This is a genomic window from Singulisphaera rosea (assembly GCF_054877945.1).
In genome coordinates, this window is the sequence record NZ_JBTYIP020000018.1 from 13,024 (window position 1) to 28,999 (window position 15,976).

A 15,976-nucleotide genomic window follows, 5' to 3' on the forward strand; every position below is an offset into this window, starting at 1 on the left:
CGACCGAGGTCGCGGGCCAGGCTAAACTCGTCGCCGACCGCTCGAAATCGGGGCGAGGCCCGCGTTCCGGCAACGAGGCTCGTCCTCTCCCGACCTTCCTCTACGTATCCACGAGGGAATGAACGATGAGCCGACCACCGCAAGGAACGAACCCCGACCAGCCCAACCGCCGCCAGGTCCTCGAGGGGACGGCGGGGGCGGCCGTCCTCGGCCTCTCCGCACTCGGCTCCCAGGCCCAGGCCGAGGCGGCCCCGGCCAAGCGGATCACCAAGGGCCGGATCAAGCAGTCGATCGTCCACTGGTGCTTCGAGAAGTACTGGGACGTGGATACTCTGATCAAGATCGCGAAGCAGCTCGGCTGCTCGAGCATCGAGATTATCGACCCCAAGTACTTCCCCAAGCTCAAGGAAGCCGGCCTCGTCTGCGCGATCGGCGGGATCGACATGAGCCCCGACCCGCCGTTCGTCAAGGGGTTCAACAACCCGAAGTATCGCGAACGGGTCCTCAAGGCCACCCGCGACTCGATCGACGCGTGCGCCGAATACGGATTCAAGAACGTGATCACCTTCACGGGGATGAGCGAGGACATCCCCGACGACGTCGGCGCATCGAATTGCGTCGAAGGCTTCAAGCAGATCGTCGGGCACGCCGAGGCGAAAGGCGTGACCCTCTGCCTCGAGATGCTCAACACGCGTGATCGTTCCCACCCGATGAAGGGACATCCCGGATACCAGGGCAATCACACCGAGTATTGCATCGACATCATCAAGCGCGTGGGTTCTCCGAATCTGAAGTTGCTCTTCGATATCTATCACGTGCAGATCATGGACGGCGACGTCATCCGGCGGATCCACGAGCACAAGGATTACATCGGCCACGTCCACACCGCGGGGAATCCGGGACGAGGCGAGCTCGACGACGCCCAGGAGATCGCCTACAAGCCGATCATGGAAGCCTTGCTGGAAATCGGCTATCGCGGATATGTGGGCCAGGAATTCATCCCGACGCGCGACCCCCTGGCAGGACTGGAGCAGGCGGTGACGCTCTGCGACGTCTGACCTTCGCCTCGAATCACAGCGCATACAACGGCCCGCTCCCTCCTCGGCGAGGAGCGGGCCCATTCTCCCGAGAATCCCCAAACACCGCTTTTCCAAGGATCGACCCACAGCCCGGGTCGGCCGACTCACCCCACCCATCCCGCAGATCCAACCCAACTTTCCCAACGAGATCCGATGGACGGATCCCCATCCCCATTGGACGGGACACCCCGTGAGGGGGACGCCGCCGACCGATTACAGGCCCCCGATTCTCCACCACGAAAGACTCGCCACGGAGACTCATCGAGTGATGAGAGCACGATTTAGGGGCTTGGCCTCATTGTTTCTCGGGCGATCGGCCCTCCTTCATCAGACCGACACCGAATGCCGAATTCAGACTTCTCACAAAAAGTCGGTGATGGTGGGCCGAGTGTTGACGCTGTGTATGTAAAGGTTAGGCAACGCATTCAATCGCGGATGCGAGCTCGCAACGACTTCGGCAGGTTGGGTGATCGTCGTGCCCGTTACGGGTCATTCGTTCATGTTGGGGAGAATTATTCCGAGAGAACCACGAAAGAAAGTGTAGCAGTCTGGCCGGCCCAGGGCACTACTTGCAGAAGAACCAGTAAGCGGAGATGTGAGCGAATGCCGGCGAAACTTACCAACACCACGGTTCGGGATCTCCGGACGCTCTTCCAGATCGGCCCGATCGGCTCTTGCACCGACGCACAGTTGCTGGAACAGTTCCGATCGGAGGGACCCTCCGCTGAAGCCGCGTTCACGGCGTTGGTCACGCGGCACGGACCGATGGTGCTGCGTGTGTGCCGGGGGGTGTTGAATGACGAACACGACGCCCAGGACGCTTTCCAGGCTACGTTCCTGGTGCTCGTGCGGAAGGCCGCATCGGTCCGCAATCGCTCCTCGGTGGCGAGTTGGCTGTATGGGGTCGCCCACCGCGTGTCGTCTCGGGCGAAGGTCAACGCGGCCAGGCGCCGCAGCCTCGAACGCGAGGCCGCCACGATGATCACCGAGCGTCTGAACGACTCGGGCGACGGCTTCGCGGAGGAATTGTTCGCGGAACAATCGGTCCTGGACGACGAGATCCGCCGCCTACCCGAGAAGTATCGTGCGGCGATCGTCCTTTGCTATCTCGAAGGCATGTCCCAGGAACAAGCGGCCCAACAACTCGGGTGGCCGTCGGGCACGGTCCGAGGCCGACTCACCAGGGCACGAGACCTCCTCAGGTCCCGGCTTTCGCGACGCGGGATGGTCGTTCCCGGCGGTGCGTCGGCATTGGGGATCGCCCCCCGGCAGGCGTCCGCGACCGTCGTCCCCGCGGCCCTCGTCGACTCCACGGTCCGCTCGGCGGTCCTCATGGCCGCGGGCAAGCCCACGGCTTTCGCCGCGGCCTCAGGTGGCGTCGCCGGGTTGGTCGAGGCCACGGTCAAGGCGATGTCCTACTCGCGGTTCAAATGGCCCCTCGCCCTGGTCGGCCTCGGGCTCGTGACGACTTCCGGCGCAGGTCTGTCGGCCTATTACGAACAAGGCCCCGCGACTCCTGCGACCGCGAGACGAGACGCCGTCGACTCGCCCATCGCGACGACGACGAAAGCGGCCATCGCGTCGAAGGCCGAGGAACGCCCGATCGTTGAAGGCGTGGCGAAGAATGTCCCCGAACCGGTCCAGGTCCCGTTGCGTGCCACGAACGCCACGGTCTACCCGCTCCGCGGGATCACGATCGACGGAGACCTCCGCGACTGGCCGAAGGATATCAAGCGACACCTGTTAGTGGAATCGAACGGACAAGGGGAAAAGAACCGCGCCCTCGCGGCGGTCGAGGCCGATTCCGCACCCCCGTCGTCGTTCTCGGTCGGCTACGATCCGGAGGCACAGCAGATTTACCTCGCGGTGATCACCCCGGACCGACTCCCGGTCTTCGACCACCGAGATCCCTGGCATACGGACGCGGTCGAAGTCTTCGTCGATGGACTACGCTCCGACCGCCAGATCAAGAAGATGCCCTCGGCCGATTGGAAGACGTCCCTCCACGCCGAGACGATGCCGGACCTGCAATACGCGGCGATCCCCGACCCGGGCCGGGTCTACGGATCCCCGACGACGGCCAATCCGGCCTTGCTCTACGGGGACATTCGCAAGACGACCACGACGATGGCCTGGACTCGAAAAGATGACGTGATCGTTTACGAATGGGCGATCCAGGTCTTCGACCGCTACCCGGATCGGCCCACGAAACTCCAACCCGGGAAGAGGATCGGATTCGACGTGGCGGTCCTCGACCAGAACATCCCGAACACTTCGCCCGCGAATCAATCGCCGGAACATGAGAAGCTCCCGACCTATACTTGCTGGGCCCCCTGGAAGGTCTTCAAAGGATTCGACTCGGGGACGCTCGGAGAATTGGTCCTCGCCCCATCCCCCTCCGCCGGCGCCGACGATCCCTCGTCGGACGCCGCCAAGGCCCTGAAATTGCCCCGACCGATGGGGCAAAACTCGGTCGCACGCCGAGACACGCCGACCGTGAACTGACGACCTGATCGTCCCCACCCGACATCGACCCGGACCGGCCTCGGGCGTCCCGAGGGCGACCACGCCGAGTCCCCGCTTATCGAGAAACGAGCAAAGACATGATCACTTCTTCAATCTCCGTGATGCCGAAGGCCGTCTCCCGCGTGATCAGGCTCGCGTTCGAGGGGGGCGTATGCGTCCTCGCCGGGACCATGCTCTGGTGGATCGCCGCCCAGGTCGGGCCGTCGTCGGCGACGGTGACGGTCCACGTGACCGACCCGAACGTCACCGTGGAGGTCGGCGACGTCACCTTCAAGGTCGGCAGCAACACTTACACCCCCTTCGTCTGCGAGCTCCCGAACGGCGAGCACCGGATTACGATGCGAAGGGGTAACAAGGTCCTGTATACCGACAGCTTCAAAGTCGAAGACGGCGAAGATCGGGTCCTGACCACGTGGCAAATCACGGCCCCGGTCGACATGGCCCAGGCCGAGTTGGCCAGCCATGAGGAATTTCGACCGAACCGATCCATGCCGCTACCTCGTTGAGGTGATGACCCATCGAGGCGCGGCCGATGCCGCGTGCCGTTGGTGGTGGCCTCGAAGTCGACAAGGTCAGAGTGTACGTTGTTTCACGGACCACCGACCCAGGTTGACTTGCACGATCGAATCGGATTTGATCGATCCCGACTCTCGCAGTGCGAACGAAGTCGAGGGAGACCGGCGCATTGGGGAGGGGAGCCGCGAATCATGAAGAGTCCCGAGATCGTCCCGCCGGCCGCGTACACCGCCGCTGCTGCTGCTGCCGCCACCGCAGCGACCGAGCCCAGTGTTGCCGACAGCGAGCGGACGCGTTGGGAAGCGAGGCAAGATCTGGCCTGGCACCGTGCCGAGACTGAGCGTCTCCGAGTGCTCGCCGATTTCCTGGCTCGGCCGATCCACGCCCACGGCGGTTCCGACCCCGACCCCGACATCATCACCGCATACAACCTCGCGGTCGAAGCAGCCCTCCAGGGCATCCGACGTGCCGCCGCCGGCACGGCTTGAACCTCCCCACCGCTCCTCGGGTTCAACGCATCCATCCCGGTGAAGGTGCGACTGAGAGAGGTCCCGTCCCTCGATAGACTGCTATCCCTTCAGCCGGATAGGCGAAGTCCCTAATCGAGGGGCGTCCAGGCTCGATGAGGTCCCACGAACCCATCGTCCCCACCCCGGCCTCCTCAACCAGGCCGACCATCGGAAAGCGGCCCAGTCTCGTGAATGAGACTGGGCCTTCGCTTTTCTAACTCTCTTAATCGGGGCTCAACCTGTCTCCCCCGCGTAGCCCTTCGGCTCGACATCGCCCGCACAAAATCTCCGAGACGTCGTCAAGATTTACCGAAGGAATCTCACGACGTTGCGCGTGACAACCCTGCCGACGATTCGTCTCGCGTGTCGGTGGAGGATGACGTGTCTCGGACGATCAAGAACGTCGCACAATGCGAAACGTCGGGGTCAATCCGGTCATCCGAGGGAGGACGTCATTGGTTGTTGTCGCTCGAGAACACGTCCGATCTCGGATCGATAAACCCCATGCCCGAGGAGTAGGCCACCGATGCCCGGTTTTTAGTCGACAATCCGCAGCGCGATAAGGCTCTCGAATCAAATCGTACGCGAAGGCGCCGAGTCTTGATCGCCAGAACTTGCTGCAAGAGTTTGCCAGACTGCCAGTTAGAAGAAATCCGATCGAAATGAGGCGGGAACCGACCGGCTCTGGCACTCAGTTTGCTTTTGAGTGGGGTGTCAGAAATGAGACGAAAGATGAGAGACGAGACACAACTTTAAAGCAGTCAAGTCTGCATCAACTCATAAATCAACTCGAGCCACCCTCATGGCGACGGATATCCTGGCTTCATGCCTCGATATCTTACCGCCAAGGGGCGAGTGGGTAGCCTCGCACGACCCCTCCCACTCGCCCTTCCCACACGCGGCACCTCAGAATCAAGAGTTCTGAGGTCTGGAATGACCCCGAGCCGGAGTGCGGCTCGGGGTCATTCCTTCGTGAGTGCTTGATAGAATATCAATCCGGTGGCCGCCCCGCAAGGGGGTTGTGTATTTTTAGTGAACGACGCCCTTCCGAGCGGATCATTCTTGCGGTTGCACCACGACATGGCTCCTCCGAATCGGTTCCCTTCGAGCTCGAAGTGAGAGCGTACGGGCCTCAAATCGAAAAAAAATTATACATAATTTCATTTCTGCATGATTTTGATTCGATTCGAGAACTGTTCCAGGCCGAAGTCACCAGGGAATTATGTGGCGGAAGCGCCCGGGTGGCCGAACGGCGTTTCGGTTGGGGTCGCGAGACGGTCGAGAAAGGGATGCAGGAATCCCGTCAAGGGATGCGTTGCCTGGAGAACTTCTCCGCCCGTGGCCAACGGCGGAGCGAAGACAAGGATCCGCGACTGGCGGCCGACATCCGCGCCATCGTCGAACCCCAGACCTACGCCGATCCCGAGCTCAAGTCCTCCCGACGGTACACGAACCTGTCGGCCGCCGAGGTGCGCCGATCCCTGCTCGAGCGGGGCCATGCCGAGGCGGACCTGCCCAGCGAGCGCACGTTGCGCGACATCCTCAATCGGATGAACTACCGATTGAAGCGGATCCAGAAAGGTAAGCCGTTGAAGAAGACCGAGGAGACCGACGCGATCTTCGCGAACGTGAATGCGGTCCGGGCGGGAGTGAAGGACGACCCCGAGACGCTTGAGATCTCGATGGACACGAAGGCGAAGGTGAGCTTGGGAGAATACGCCCGGGGGGGGAAAAACCCAAACCGACGCCCGAGGTGAGGTGGGGGAGGGATGGGACCACGACCCTCCGGCGAAGGAGAAGGTGGTCCCGTTCGGGATTCTGACGGTCGCGACCGGTGCATTGATGCTGGTCATGCGCTCGCGCGAGGCGAGCGACGCTCGGGTGGACGTCTTGCGGCCATGGTGGCCGCGAGTGGGGCGAGGCTACCGGGGGATCAAACGTCCGGTGATCTATCTGGACAACGGACCGAAGAACTCGGGGCGTCGGACGCCGTTCTTGAAGCGGAGGGTCGAGTTCGCGGACTGGTCGGGTTTGGAGATCCGCCTGGTGTACTATCCGCCCTACCACAGCAAGTACAACCCGATCGAGCGTTGCTGGTCATCACTGGAGAGGAAGTGGAACGGGGTGTTGCCGAGGAGCTTGGAGGTGGCCATGCAATGCGCCAGGCGGATGACCTGGAAAGGGCGGCACCCGAAGGTGGAATCTCTCGAGGGATCGTATCCCGATGGTGTTCGGGTGGGCGCGAAGGAAATGAAGGGCTATGAGGCCCGAATGCAGCGATCGGCGAGACTCCCCAAGTACGACGTCACTATTAAACCAAAAGCGAAGGATCGGCAGGTGAAATAATTCCCGACGAACGCCTAATGCCCAGGTAGCGTCCGGCGAGGCTCAGGCCATTCCCCGTCCGCTACCTCGAGTGAGGATTGGGATGGAAACGGTGAGCCCGACCCGCCTTCGTGGTCGCGAGCGTTGAATCGTTCGCGAAAATCCGCGCCGGTTGTCATCGTCCGCGGGCCGCAACAGACCCCGGGGAGCTACCGAGCAACGTAGAGGCCCGGTATCAAATCACCCCGGTGGTCACGTCGTCCAGGCTCATTTTCCCCGAAGACTTGCTATCTTTTCAATGTGTACAAATTCAGATGTTCAAGAGCATCGAGGATCCAAGGGTGGCTCCACGGATTGCGCGACGCGTAGCCGACCGTGAAGACGGACAGGAGGAATGCGGCCAGAGACAGCCGACGCACCCAATGCCGATCCTGCCCCTCCTCGATGCCTTTCGGCAAAAACATCAGCCAGAACGGGATCAGCCAGAACAGCCAGCGCAGCCCCTGGGTCGACCCCCCGTAGTTCCTCGCCTTCGGATTCCAGAGGTAGAAGGCGAACATGGCGACGGTGAGGACCAGGGTCAACGACGCGAGTGCGCGGAGTCGCCCGCGACTGAAGAGGGCCCGCAACGTCCCGTAGATCGAGAACAGATAGAGGGGCGTCAGCGAGAAGACCCCGTGGTGCCCGAACGTCATGTGGAACAGGTAGACGGGGTTGGATTCGGGGTTGCTGTTGAACCAGTCCATCTCGAGGGGCGTGTTCCAGTAACTCCCCTCATACCGGTAACTCTTGGTGCCGAACTCCTCGTAAACCGGCGTGAATTGCCCGAACGCCAGGTATTGCGTCACCAAAAACGCCGCGCACGGCACGATCGCCGCGGGGACGAACGCGACGATCGTCGGCTTCGGGAACCGGATCAGGAGCATCAGGAAGATCAGGATCCCGAAGACGGCGGCGGGGAGTTCGTTGGTGGCGCAGAACGCCGCGAAGAACCCTGCGAGCGCAAACCAATGGCGGCCGCGCTCACCTTCGTCCCAGATCCTCGTCAACGCGTAGATCGTGACGAACGCGCTCGTGGCCGCGATGGTGTGGTTGTTCAAGGTCTGGTCGAAGACGAAGAGGAGCGTCCCCCAGGAGGCCCCCGCCAGGCTCAAGAACCAGGCCCAATCGTTCGAGGCATGGCGGTCGAGGAAGCGGGCGTAGAGGATCAGGAAGATCGTCAGCGGGACGACGTTGAGCAAGACGACGATCGGCTTGAAATAGAGCACATACACCGGCCATTTCACCGGGTCCGGCGGGGTTTCCAGGACGGGCTTGGCCTGCCCTTCCTTCTCGACCCAGCGCGGGAGCCGCTCCTGGTCGATGAACCGATCGAGCGGCACACCGGTCGCAGCCCGGAACGGATAGAGAATCCCCGCGATGATCGTGGGGAGGAGCGGCGGCTTGCTCGAATAGAAATGATCGGCCGGCTCGCCCTCTTTCCAAGAACGGGGGGCAATGGCGTACTCGAACTTGCGGAGGGCGCCGTCCTTGTCCGTCGGGGCCGTCAGCTTGTTCGGCTTGTTGACCTTGTCCTGGGTCTTGCTCTCCCAGGGACATTCGTCGATGACATAGCTCCCACGCTCGAGGAGGCTCCAGATGGTGCACCAGCGCGAGATGTCGTTGGCCGCGACCTGGGTCGGCATCTTCAACGTCAACCCGAGCCCCTGCGCCGTGGCGGCCCCGATGACGATCAGGGCGAAGAACTGTCGCATCTGGGAACGAGCCGGGGTTTCCTCGAAATCGACGCTGGCGTTGCTCATCCTGGGGTCTCCACCTCGTCCGGACGGCCCGTCGTGGTCGTCCCGACTCTTTCGGAGATGCTGAAGGTGTCTTCCGCTCGGATGTTATACGACGTGACAAGCTCGGCGAGGATGCCGAGGCTCAGGAGTTGGGTCCCCACCCCCAGGAGGGTCGCCGAATAGAAGAGGAACGGACGATTGCCGATCGGACGATCCCCCAGCACCCAACCGACGGCGAGGATAAACATCCCCAGCCCTCCCATGACGAAGAGGCCAAGCCCCAAGGCCCCGAGGACGTGGAGGGGACGCTGGCTGAACCGAGTCAAGAACCGGACGGTCAACAGGTCCAGCAATCCTTTGATGAAGCGTGCCACGCCGTACTTGGACGAGCCGAACCGCCTTGCTCGGTGTCGCACCTCGATCTCGCCGACGCGAAACCCTCGGGCGTGGGCGAGCACGGGCACGAAACGATGGAGCTCGCCGTAGATCCCGACCTCGCCCAGGACTTCTCGTCGGTAGGCCTTGAAGCCGCAGTTGTGGTCGTGGAGCCAGCAGCCCGTCATGCTGCTCACCAACCGGTTGAAGATTCGGCTGGGAAAAACCTTGTGCCAGGGGTCGTGCCGGGTCTTCTTCCAACCGCTCACGACGTCGAACCCTTGCTCGAGGCGTTCGAGGAAACGGGGGATCTCGGCCGGGTCGTCCTGGAGGTCGCCGTCGAGCGTCAGGATGACTTCGCCCCGTGCCCGTTCGAAGCCGGCGGTCAGGGCGGCGGCCTTGCCGAAGTTGCGCCGGAAGCGGATCCCTTGCACCCGGGGGTCGATCCCCGCGAGCGTCGTGATGACTTTCCAGGAGCCGTCTCGGCTCCCGTCGTCGATGAGGATGAACTCCGCGGCCCCGATTCCTCTCGAGGCGACGACGGCGTCGAGCTCGGCGTGGAGGGCGGCCAGGCTCTCTTCTTCGTTGTTGACCGGGATCACGACGCTGATCATGAGGCCTCGGCCTTCACGGGATATCGGGGACGAAAGGCGGTAAGGCCCGCGGCGGCGAGCAGCTCACCGAGGACCCAGAGGAGCCTCAACGCGAGCGCGGCGAGGACCGATAGCTCGTCGCCGACGACGGGCTTGAGTGTGGCCATGATGATTCCCTCACGGACTCCGAGGCCCCCGGGGAGCACGGCGACCACGAAACCACCGACGGTCGCGAACGCCACGCTGGCGATGACCATCGGCCAAATTTGAAGGGGGACCGCCCCGGCCGAGAAGGCCCGCAGGACGGCGACCAGGCTCAATCCCAGGAAGAACCATCCGACGACCGACCAGAGCAGTCCTTCGAACAGGAGTTTCCGGGAGAACCGAGGGAGGGCGTCGGGGCCGACCCCCTTCAAGGGGCGGCTCAGAAGCCTGGAGATTCGCGGGAAGACGAGGGGGTCGACCACGGTCAGCATCATCGCCGAGAGGGCCAGACCCGCCACGACCGGCCAGCGTTCGAAGCGGTCGGCGGGCGCGAGGAGAAATCCCACGAACGTGAACATGCTCCCGGCGGCCATCATCACGAGAGTCTCATATAACGTCGCGAACGTGGCCGTCGCCGCCCTCGCCCCGTGCGGGACTACGAGGCCGACCCTCATCACCACGACCATCGCCTTGCCCGGAACATATTTGCCAAGGTGGCTGATCAGGTAGGACCGGAGCGCGGCGAAGACCCCGACAGGCGTCGGGCTCTCGGCCAGGACTCGATGGAAATAGAAGCCGTAGGCACTGAGCCCGACCAGGTAGGAGATCAGCCCAAGCCCGAGCCAAATGGGCTCGACTCGGATTGCTCCGCCGTGCTCATGGAGCTTGGTCCAGGTCTGGACGACGTGGCGCCCGACCGCGAAGAGGACGACCAAGCCTACCAGGGTCTTGAGGGCGAACTTGGTCCGCTTGTTCGCGCGCTGCTTGATCCCTTGAAGGACCTTGCCCGGGAAGGTCATCGTGTCGGCCGAGGACCAACCGGTTCGGATCATCGTGGTGGGGAGGGGGTCGGGGTGACGAAAGGGTCGCCTGGTGGGTGGAAGCTGGAACGCCGCACCCAAAATATCGGCCCGACCGCCATTTCGCAAGGGGGCGCGGACCGCCCATTGCACGAGGCACCGTTACAATCGCGCGTCGACGTGAACCCGATCGCCAAGCGTCCGGGAAGCAGGGCGATCACCCGTTGACGCGAGGTCGAAAACCCCATGCCTCGGCCAAGCCCAAGATTCAATGACTAATATTAAATATAGAGACTGAACATAAAATCAAAATTTAAAACCTAGAGACTTGTTGCGGAGGAAGCCCTTCACTACGGACCCAACTTCGGGGGGGATCAAGCGGCGGGAAGCGAGGTCTCGAGCGGGGGAGACTTCGGCTACCGATCAGGAGTCCGGCCACGAAGAGGGTGCCGTTTCGGGAGACGGACGGGTGATCGAGGGCGTCCCGGCAACGCCCACGGGGGGCGTTGTCGGGCCACGCGCGGAGACTCGACCGATCAGCGGGAGGTTCCCAGGTTCTCGAACAGGTAGAGGCCGCTCTTGCCTGGGCAGAGGAGGTCGACGTCGCCGTCCTTGTCGATGTCGATGGCGGTCAACTGGAGGCCGGTACCCGCGGTTCCCGCGGGGAAGTCCTTCTGGGCGTTTCGCTTGGGCCCTTCGGCGGGGGCATTGGCCGCGGCGACGCCCTGGAAGATGACGTGCTTCGTCCAGGCCTTGGCGTCGGGGTCGAAGCGGTACCAGGCCACGAGCGAGCCGTCAGTCGCGCCCGGCTCGATCTCGTGGGCATAGACGCGCTTGCCGCTGACGAGCTCGTTGGCCTTCCCGTCACCGTCGATGTCGGCCCAGATCAGGGTATGCACCGAGGCGACCGTCTTGTCGATGATCTCCTTGGTCCAGGTCCGCTCGCCGTTCGGCCCCTTGCCCTGCTTCTCCCAGCAAAGGTTGTAGTCGTGACCCATCCCGTAGACGAGGTCCGACAGGCCGTCTCCGTCGATGTCACGCGCGAAGATCTGGATCCCGGTCGCGCCGAGATTCCAGTCGGCATGCCAGGCCCAGGTGTCCGACTTGGGGTCGGAGGGGGCCTCGAACCAGCCCTTGGGGGTCAGGAGATCGACCCGGCCATCGCCGTTGAGGTCGCCGGAGCCGACTCCGTGGCCGGCCGCGTCCTTGCCGAAGTCGTGCTTCTTCCAGGCGGGCGAGGCACCGGCCTTCTCGAGCTCATACCAGACGAGCTGGGTGACCGAGTTCGGGAGCACTTCGGGCTTGCCGTCTCCCGTCAGGTCGACGAGCACGCCGCACTCGCTCGGGCCGGGGACGTCGATCTCGTGATAGGCCCACTCGGCCCCCTTGGTCCCGGGGTTTTCCAGCCAGCCGACGGCCTTGGTGAAGTAGGTGCACGTGACCACGTCGGTCCGCCCGTCGCCGTTGACGTCGAGCGGGAGGGTGGCGAAATCATTCAAGTAGGAGCCGACCCGTTCCACGGTGCGGACCTTCACGGGCGTCCAGTCGGGCGCCTGGTACCACGTATCCCCGGAGAAGAGGTCGAGCTTGCCATCGCCGTCGACGTCGAAGGCGCTCGCGGCCTCGAATTCGCTCTTCCCATTGATCGCGTGCTGCTTCCAGGCAGGGTCCGCCGCGAGGGCCTGCGTTCCCGACGCGAGCAGGAGGCCTGCGGCCAACATCCGAGAGAGTTTCAAGGCTCAATCTCCTAGGCGAGGTCGGGGTATGGGAATGCGCGGAGAGGCCTCGCCTCGCCGCGGGTCATTCGTCATCGGGATCTTCGGGGTCGTCGGCTAAGTCGGGCTCGTCGGGATGGACTTCCCAGCCGAGATCCTTCGAGACCGCCTCGATGACGCGCAACGCGGGGTCGGGGTCGAGGGCGGTCAACTCGAAGTTGATCGCCTCGAGTCGCGGTCCTTCGATCACGGCGTAGCCGCGTAGCCGGAGCGAGGCGATCTCGATCCACGAGGCGCCTACCGACTCTCGGGTCACGACCACGGGGCCGCCGACCTCCGAGAGCCGGGACACCCAGTCCTCGAGCGTCCGTTCCGGGGTATTCCAGTCGGGGATGACCAACAATTCGATCATGAGACTTCCGAGGGCTCGTCGACTCAAACTTTCGGCAGGGTCCAGGGGGCTCGATATTCTTCACGGGCGAGGTAGCGATTCGCCTCGGGATGGTTCGTCACTCGTTCGGCCTTGGCGTCCCAACGGATCTTCTCGCCGGTCCAGAGCGCGATGTTCCCCAGGCTTCCGACCGAGGTCAGGCGATGGCCGTATTCGAACCGACAGGAGCACGGGGTCCGGGTCTTGATCCCCTGGATCCATTCGTTGTGATGACCGATCGAGCGTGGGAGGGTGGGGAGTGGCTCTTTGATCACATTCCCCTTCTCGGGGATGATCTTGTAGGCGTTGTAACCGGCGACGAGCGTCGCTTCGGTCCCCTGGAACATGATCCCCTGAGTCTGGCCCTCAAGCCCGTGCGCATTGGCGTCGGTCTGGCTCCAGACCATGTCGAAGCCCTTCGGCCCTTTGGCGTAGTGGTAGAGGACTTCCAACGTGTCGGGGACCTCGGCGTTGTCGTCGAGGGCATACCGGCCGCCCGTCGCCGTGATCGTCTCGGGTGCCTCGACATCCATCGCCCAGTGGACGAGGTCGACGATGTGGCAGCAGAAGTCGGTGAGGATCCCCCCGCCGTAGTCCCAGAAGTAGCGCCAGTTGAAGGTGAATCGGTTGGGGTTGAACGGACGCTTGGGGGCCGGCCCGAGCCAGAAGTCGTAGTCGCATCCGGGGGGCGGTGCGCAGTCGGCCGGGCTTCCCAGACCTCGACGGTCGGCGGCCATCCAGACCCTGGTCTTGCTGATCGTGCCGAGGGCGCCGGACTGGACGATCTCGACCACCCTGCGGTAGTTCTCGCCCGCATGGATCAGGTTGCCCATCTGGGTGATCCGGCGATGCTTGCTCGCCGCATCAACCATCGCACGCCCCTCGGCGATCCGGAACGCGAGCGGCTTCTCGCAGTAGACGTCCTTCTCGGCCTGACAGGCGAGGATGGTCGGGATGGCGTGCCAGTGGTCGGGGGTCGCCACGACGACGGCGTCGATATCCTTCCGATCGAGGATCTCGCGGAAGTCCTTGTGTGTGGACGGCTTACCATCGGCCAGCGATTTGGCCCGGAGCAGGTGCGTTTCGTAGACGTCGCAGACCGAGGCGATCTGGACGTCGGGCAGACCCTTGAAGATGTTGAGCAGGCCGGTCCCCATGCCGCCCACGCCGATGATCCCGAGGGTCACCTTCTCGTTCGCCGAGACCGGCTTCGACCTCGGTGCCGTCTCATCGGCATCCGCCCGAGTTCGACTCAACGCCCCGGCGGCGATCGCCGAGGCTGCCAGGAAATCACGACGGGTCACGGAGTTCATCGAGAACACTCCTGGGCGAGAAGGTTGCGGAGGGCGTCGATCGGCGAGGCCTCATACCCCGTTGCGTTCGTAACAGACCCGCGAGGGAATCTCAAGCCGCGCGCGACGAAGCCGATCACCGGAGGATGTACGCAACGAGAAGATTCAATCCACCAACAACAGAATGAACATAAATTCGAAAAAATCAAAATCTGCGTTCATCCGCGTCTTTTGTGGATTGATCGGTGTCTTCGACCTTGTCTTCAATATCGAGGGACGCTCGGGTCGACCAGTTGCGACCAGGCGTCGATGCCCCCTTCGAGGTTGGCGATCGACGTCAGGCCGTTTCGGACCAGCCACTCGGCGACCGCCATCGAACGGACGCCATGGTGGCAGTAGACCACGAGCATGGCCCTTTGGCCTTCCTCGTCCAGTTCATCGAACCGGGAGGGGACTTGGCCGATGGGAATGTGGAGGTTGGGGATCGACTCGGGGAGGGAGATCGCGCAATAGGCACGTTCCCTATCCTCGCGGACGTCGAGGACGGCGATCGATTCGCCGCCCTCGAGCCGCTTCTGGAAATCGGCGGGACTGATCCGGACCACCTGAGAGTTAGACACGAGTCGGAGGACTTTCCATGAGGCTCACTTCGCAGCGAGCGGGACGCCGAAATCGCCGAGCAAGTTCCGCCAGGCGCTGTGGATGTGGTTGCCGTTCGTCTGGGTGTTGTTGAACTCGATCAGGAACGTCGGCCCCTGGACCTTGTACGCGTGGGGCTGATTGCGTTCCGCCGGGCCGGTCCAGGAGAACTTGACGTTCTCTTCGCCCGCCTCCTTGATCTCCTTCACCCACTCCTTGTAAACGTCCTCGGGCATGTCTTCCGCGTAGGCGGTGACCAGCGAGCGGAGCATACCGCGTTGTTCGTCGGTCAACCGGGAGTATGCAATCCCCTCGGCGGCCTCCGTGGGGGGCTGCGCGATGTTGGCCGCCCGGATGTCGTTCGGGGCCTTTTCGGCGGTGATGGCGACCTTACGCTGCGCTTCGTCGAGGGCCTGCACCAACCTCAGGGCGCGATCCTCGACGTCGGCCAGGGTCCTGAGCCCTTGGCGCGGCCCCTGGCGGACTTCGGCGGGATTCGCCCCGAAGAAGGCGGGGGTGGCGGAAACGATCTTCCCGCCATCCAGGGTGAAGTTCAGCGAGAGGTGGTGCCCCTCGATACGCCAGCCCCAGCGCCCGGTCTCGCCCGGGGTGCCGAAGATCGTGAAGAAATAGAGCTCGGGGTCACGAACCGGCCCCGATCCCTTCTCGAGGTCGAGGAGGATCTGCTCGAGGCTCATGATGGTGGTCGCCTTGAGATATCCCGAAGCGCCGAGGCCCGTGTGGAGCAGGCCGAAGGCGAGGGATTGCTGGGCGGGGGTCATTTCCTTGATAGGCAGGCCCTTGCGAGGGCGAGGGATGAAGTGCCAGTTCAGGCGTTCGGGCGAACCGAACTCGAAGCTGAGTTTCGCCGTCTGGGACTTGTCGAGGGCGGCCAGCAGACGATTCGCGGCCGTCGACATCCGGTTGGCCGTCTGGTCGACGTAGGCGTTCGCCCATAGGGCCAGGCCGACGACGCCGATCGCCGCCAGCAGCAGACTCGGCTTCATTCCACGCATTTGCGAAGGCTCCCACCACGAATGGTGCACGCGGCGTGCGGGGAGCACGCCCGCGACCGACCCCGGGCCGAAGGCTCGGCCCCCTTTCGTCTTGAATCCGACACATCCTAGACGCTCGAATTCACCCCTGCCAGGAAAATCTTGCTCCGACAAACGTCGGTGTTGTCACGGAACGT

General features: G+C 63.4%; 14 protein-coding genes. 6 read left to right on the forward strand and 8 right to left on the reverse strand.

What is annotated here, in order from left to right:
* The first annotated feature begins 125 nt into the window (after positions 1–125).
* The 6 genes from ACYOEI_RS25735 to ACYOEI_RS25760 all read left to right on the forward strand — a co-directional run bounded on the left by ACYOEI_RS25735 (position 126) and on the right by ACYOEI_RS25760 (position 6,976).
* A complete protein-coding gene (locus ACYOEI_RS25735; RefSeq protein ID WP_462852499.1) occupies positions 126–1,058 on the forward strand; it encodes a hydroxypyruvate isomerase family protein in 933 nt (310 codons plus the stop codon).
* A 624-nt stretch (positions 1,059–1,682) separates the two neighbouring features.
* On the forward strand, positions 1,683–3,584 hold the full coding sequence (locus ACYOEI_RS25740; protein WP_462852500.1) for a sigma-70 family RNA polymerase sigma factor: 1,902 nt from the start codon (positions 1,683–1,685) through the stop codon (positions 3,582–3,584).
* A gap of 98 nt (positions 3,585–3,682) precedes the next feature.
* Positions 3,683–4,111 carry a hypothetical protein gene (locus tag ACYOEI_RS25745; protein ID WP_462852501.1) on the forward strand — a complete coding sequence of 143 codons (429 nt, stop codon included), beginning with the start codon at positions 3,683–3,685 and terminating at the stop codon, positions 4,109–4,111.
* Positions 4,112–4,312: 201 nt separating this feature from the next.
* Positions 4,313–4,609 (forward strand): hypothetical protein, encoded by a 297-nt coding sequence (locus ACYOEI_RS25750; protein WP_462852502.1) that lies wholly within the window; start codon positions 4,313–4,315, stop codon positions 4,607–4,609.
* Between the two features lie 1,262 nt (positions 4,610–5,871).
* On the forward strand, positions 5,872–6,387 hold the full coding sequence (locus ACYOEI_RS25755; protein WP_462852503.1) for an ISAzo13-like element transposase-related protein: 516 nt from the start codon (positions 5,872–5,874) through the stop codon (positions 6,385–6,387).
* A gap of 1 nt (position 6,388) precedes the next feature.
* On the forward strand, positions 6,389–6,976 hold the full coding sequence (locus ACYOEI_RS25760; RefSeq protein WP_462852504.1) for an ISAzo13-like element transposase-related protein: 588 nt from the start codon (positions 6,389–6,391) through the stop codon (positions 6,974–6,976).
* A gap of 266 nt (positions 6,977–7,242) precedes the next feature.
* Here the strand turns inward: ACYOEI_RS25760 and ACYOEI_RS25765 are convergent, their stop codons facing one another.
* The 8 genes from ACYOEI_RS25765 to ACYOEI_RS25800 form a co-directional block, all read right to left on the reverse strand.
* Positions 7,243–8,757 carry a hypothetical protein gene (locus tag ACYOEI_RS25765; RefSeq protein ID WP_462852505.1) on the reverse strand — a complete coding sequence of 505 codons (1,515 nt, stop codon included), beginning with the start codon at positions 8,755–8,757 and terminating at the stop codon, positions 7,243–7,245.
* Positions 8,754–9,725 carry a glycosyltransferase family 2 protein gene (locus ACYOEI_RS25770; protein ID WP_462852506.1) on the reverse strand — a complete coding sequence of 324 codons (972 nt, stop codon included), beginning with the start codon at positions 9,723–9,725 and terminating at the stop codon, positions 8,754–8,756. The genes ACYOEI_RS25765 and ACYOEI_RS25770 overlap by 4 nt, the downstream gene beginning before the upstream one ends.
* The gene (locus ACYOEI_RS25775; RefSeq protein WP_462852507.1) at positions 9,722–10,861 is read right to left on the reverse strand and encodes a lysylphosphatidylglycerol synthase domain-containing protein; all 1,140 of its coding nucleotides are present in this window, start codon (positions 10,859–10,861) and stop codon (positions 9,722–9,724) included. Before ACYOEI_RS25775 ends, ACYOEI_RS25770 begins: the two co-directional genes overlap by 4 nt.
* 383 nt (positions 10,862–11,244) lie before the next feature.
* Positions 11,245–12,444 (reverse strand): FG-GAP repeat domain-containing protein, encoded by a 1,200-nt coding sequence (locus tag ACYOEI_RS25780; protein ID WP_462852508.1) that lies wholly within the window; start codon positions 12,442–12,444, stop codon positions 11,245–11,247.
* A 64-nt stretch (positions 12,445–12,508) separates the two neighbouring features.
* Positions 12,509–12,835: a hypothetical protein gene (locus ACYOEI_RS25785; protein ID WP_462852509.1), complete on the reverse strand. Its 327-nt coding sequence runs from the start codon at positions 12,833–12,835 to the stop codon at positions 12,509–12,511.
* Positions 12,836–12,858: 23 nt separating this feature from the next.
* Entirely contained in the window at positions 12,859–14,166 is a 1,308-nt protein-coding gene (locus ACYOEI_RS25790; RefSeq protein WP_462852510.1) for a Gfo/Idh/MocA family protein, read from the reverse strand.
* A gap of 242 nt (positions 14,167–14,408) precedes the next feature.
* Entirely contained in the window at positions 14,409–14,765 is a 357-nt protein-coding gene (locus ACYOEI_RS25795) for a rhodanese-like domain-containing protein (RefSeq protein WP_462852511.1), read from the reverse strand.
* 24 nt (positions 14,766–14,789) lie between these two features.
* Entirely contained in the window at positions 14,790–15,800 is a 1,011-nt protein-coding gene (locus ACYOEI_RS25800; RefSeq protein ID WP_462852512.1) for a DUF3500 domain-containing protein, read from the reverse strand.
* Positions 15,801–15,976: the final 176 nt, after the last annotated feature.

Excerpts from the sequence above, each read along its gene's own strand:
- ACYOEI_RS25790 (WP_462852510.1), bottom strand. The coding sequence starts at position 14,166 with ATGAACTCCGTGACCCGTCGTGATTTCCTGGCAGCCTCGGCGATCGCC.
- ACYOEI_RS25745 (WP_462852501.1), top strand. The coding sequence starts at position 3,683 with ATGATCACTTCTTCAATCTCCGTGATGCCGAAGGCCGTCTCCCGCGTG.
- ACYOEI_RS25765 (WP_462852505.1), bottom strand. The coding sequence starts at position 8,757 with ATGAGCAACGCCAGCGTCGATTTCGAGGAAACCCCGGCTCGTTCCCAG.
- ACYOEI_RS25770 (WP_462852506.1), bottom strand. The coding sequence starts at position 9,725 with ATGATCAGCGTCGTGATCCCGGTCAACAACGAAGAAGAGAGCCTGGCC.
- ACYOEI_RS25785 (WP_462852509.1), bottom strand. The coding sequence starts at position 12,835 with ATGATCGAATTGTTGGTCATCCCCGACTGGAATACCCCGGAACGGACG.
- ACYOEI_RS25740 (WP_462852500.1), top strand. The coding sequence starts at position 1,683 with ATGCCGGCGAAACTTACCAACACCACGGTTCGGGATCTCCGGACGCTC.
- ACYOEI_RS25750 (WP_462852502.1), top strand. The coding sequence starts at position 4,313 with ATGAAGAGTCCCGAGATCGTCCCGCCGGCCGCGTACACCGCCGCTGCT.
- ACYOEI_RS25735 (WP_462852499.1), top strand. The coding sequence starts at position 126 with ATGAGCCGACCACCGCAAGGAACGAACCCCGACCAGCCCAACCGCCGC.
- ACYOEI_RS25800 (WP_462852512.1), bottom strand. The coding sequence starts at position 15,800 with ATGCGTGGAATGAAGCCGAGTCTGCTGCTGGCGGCGATCGGCGTCGTC.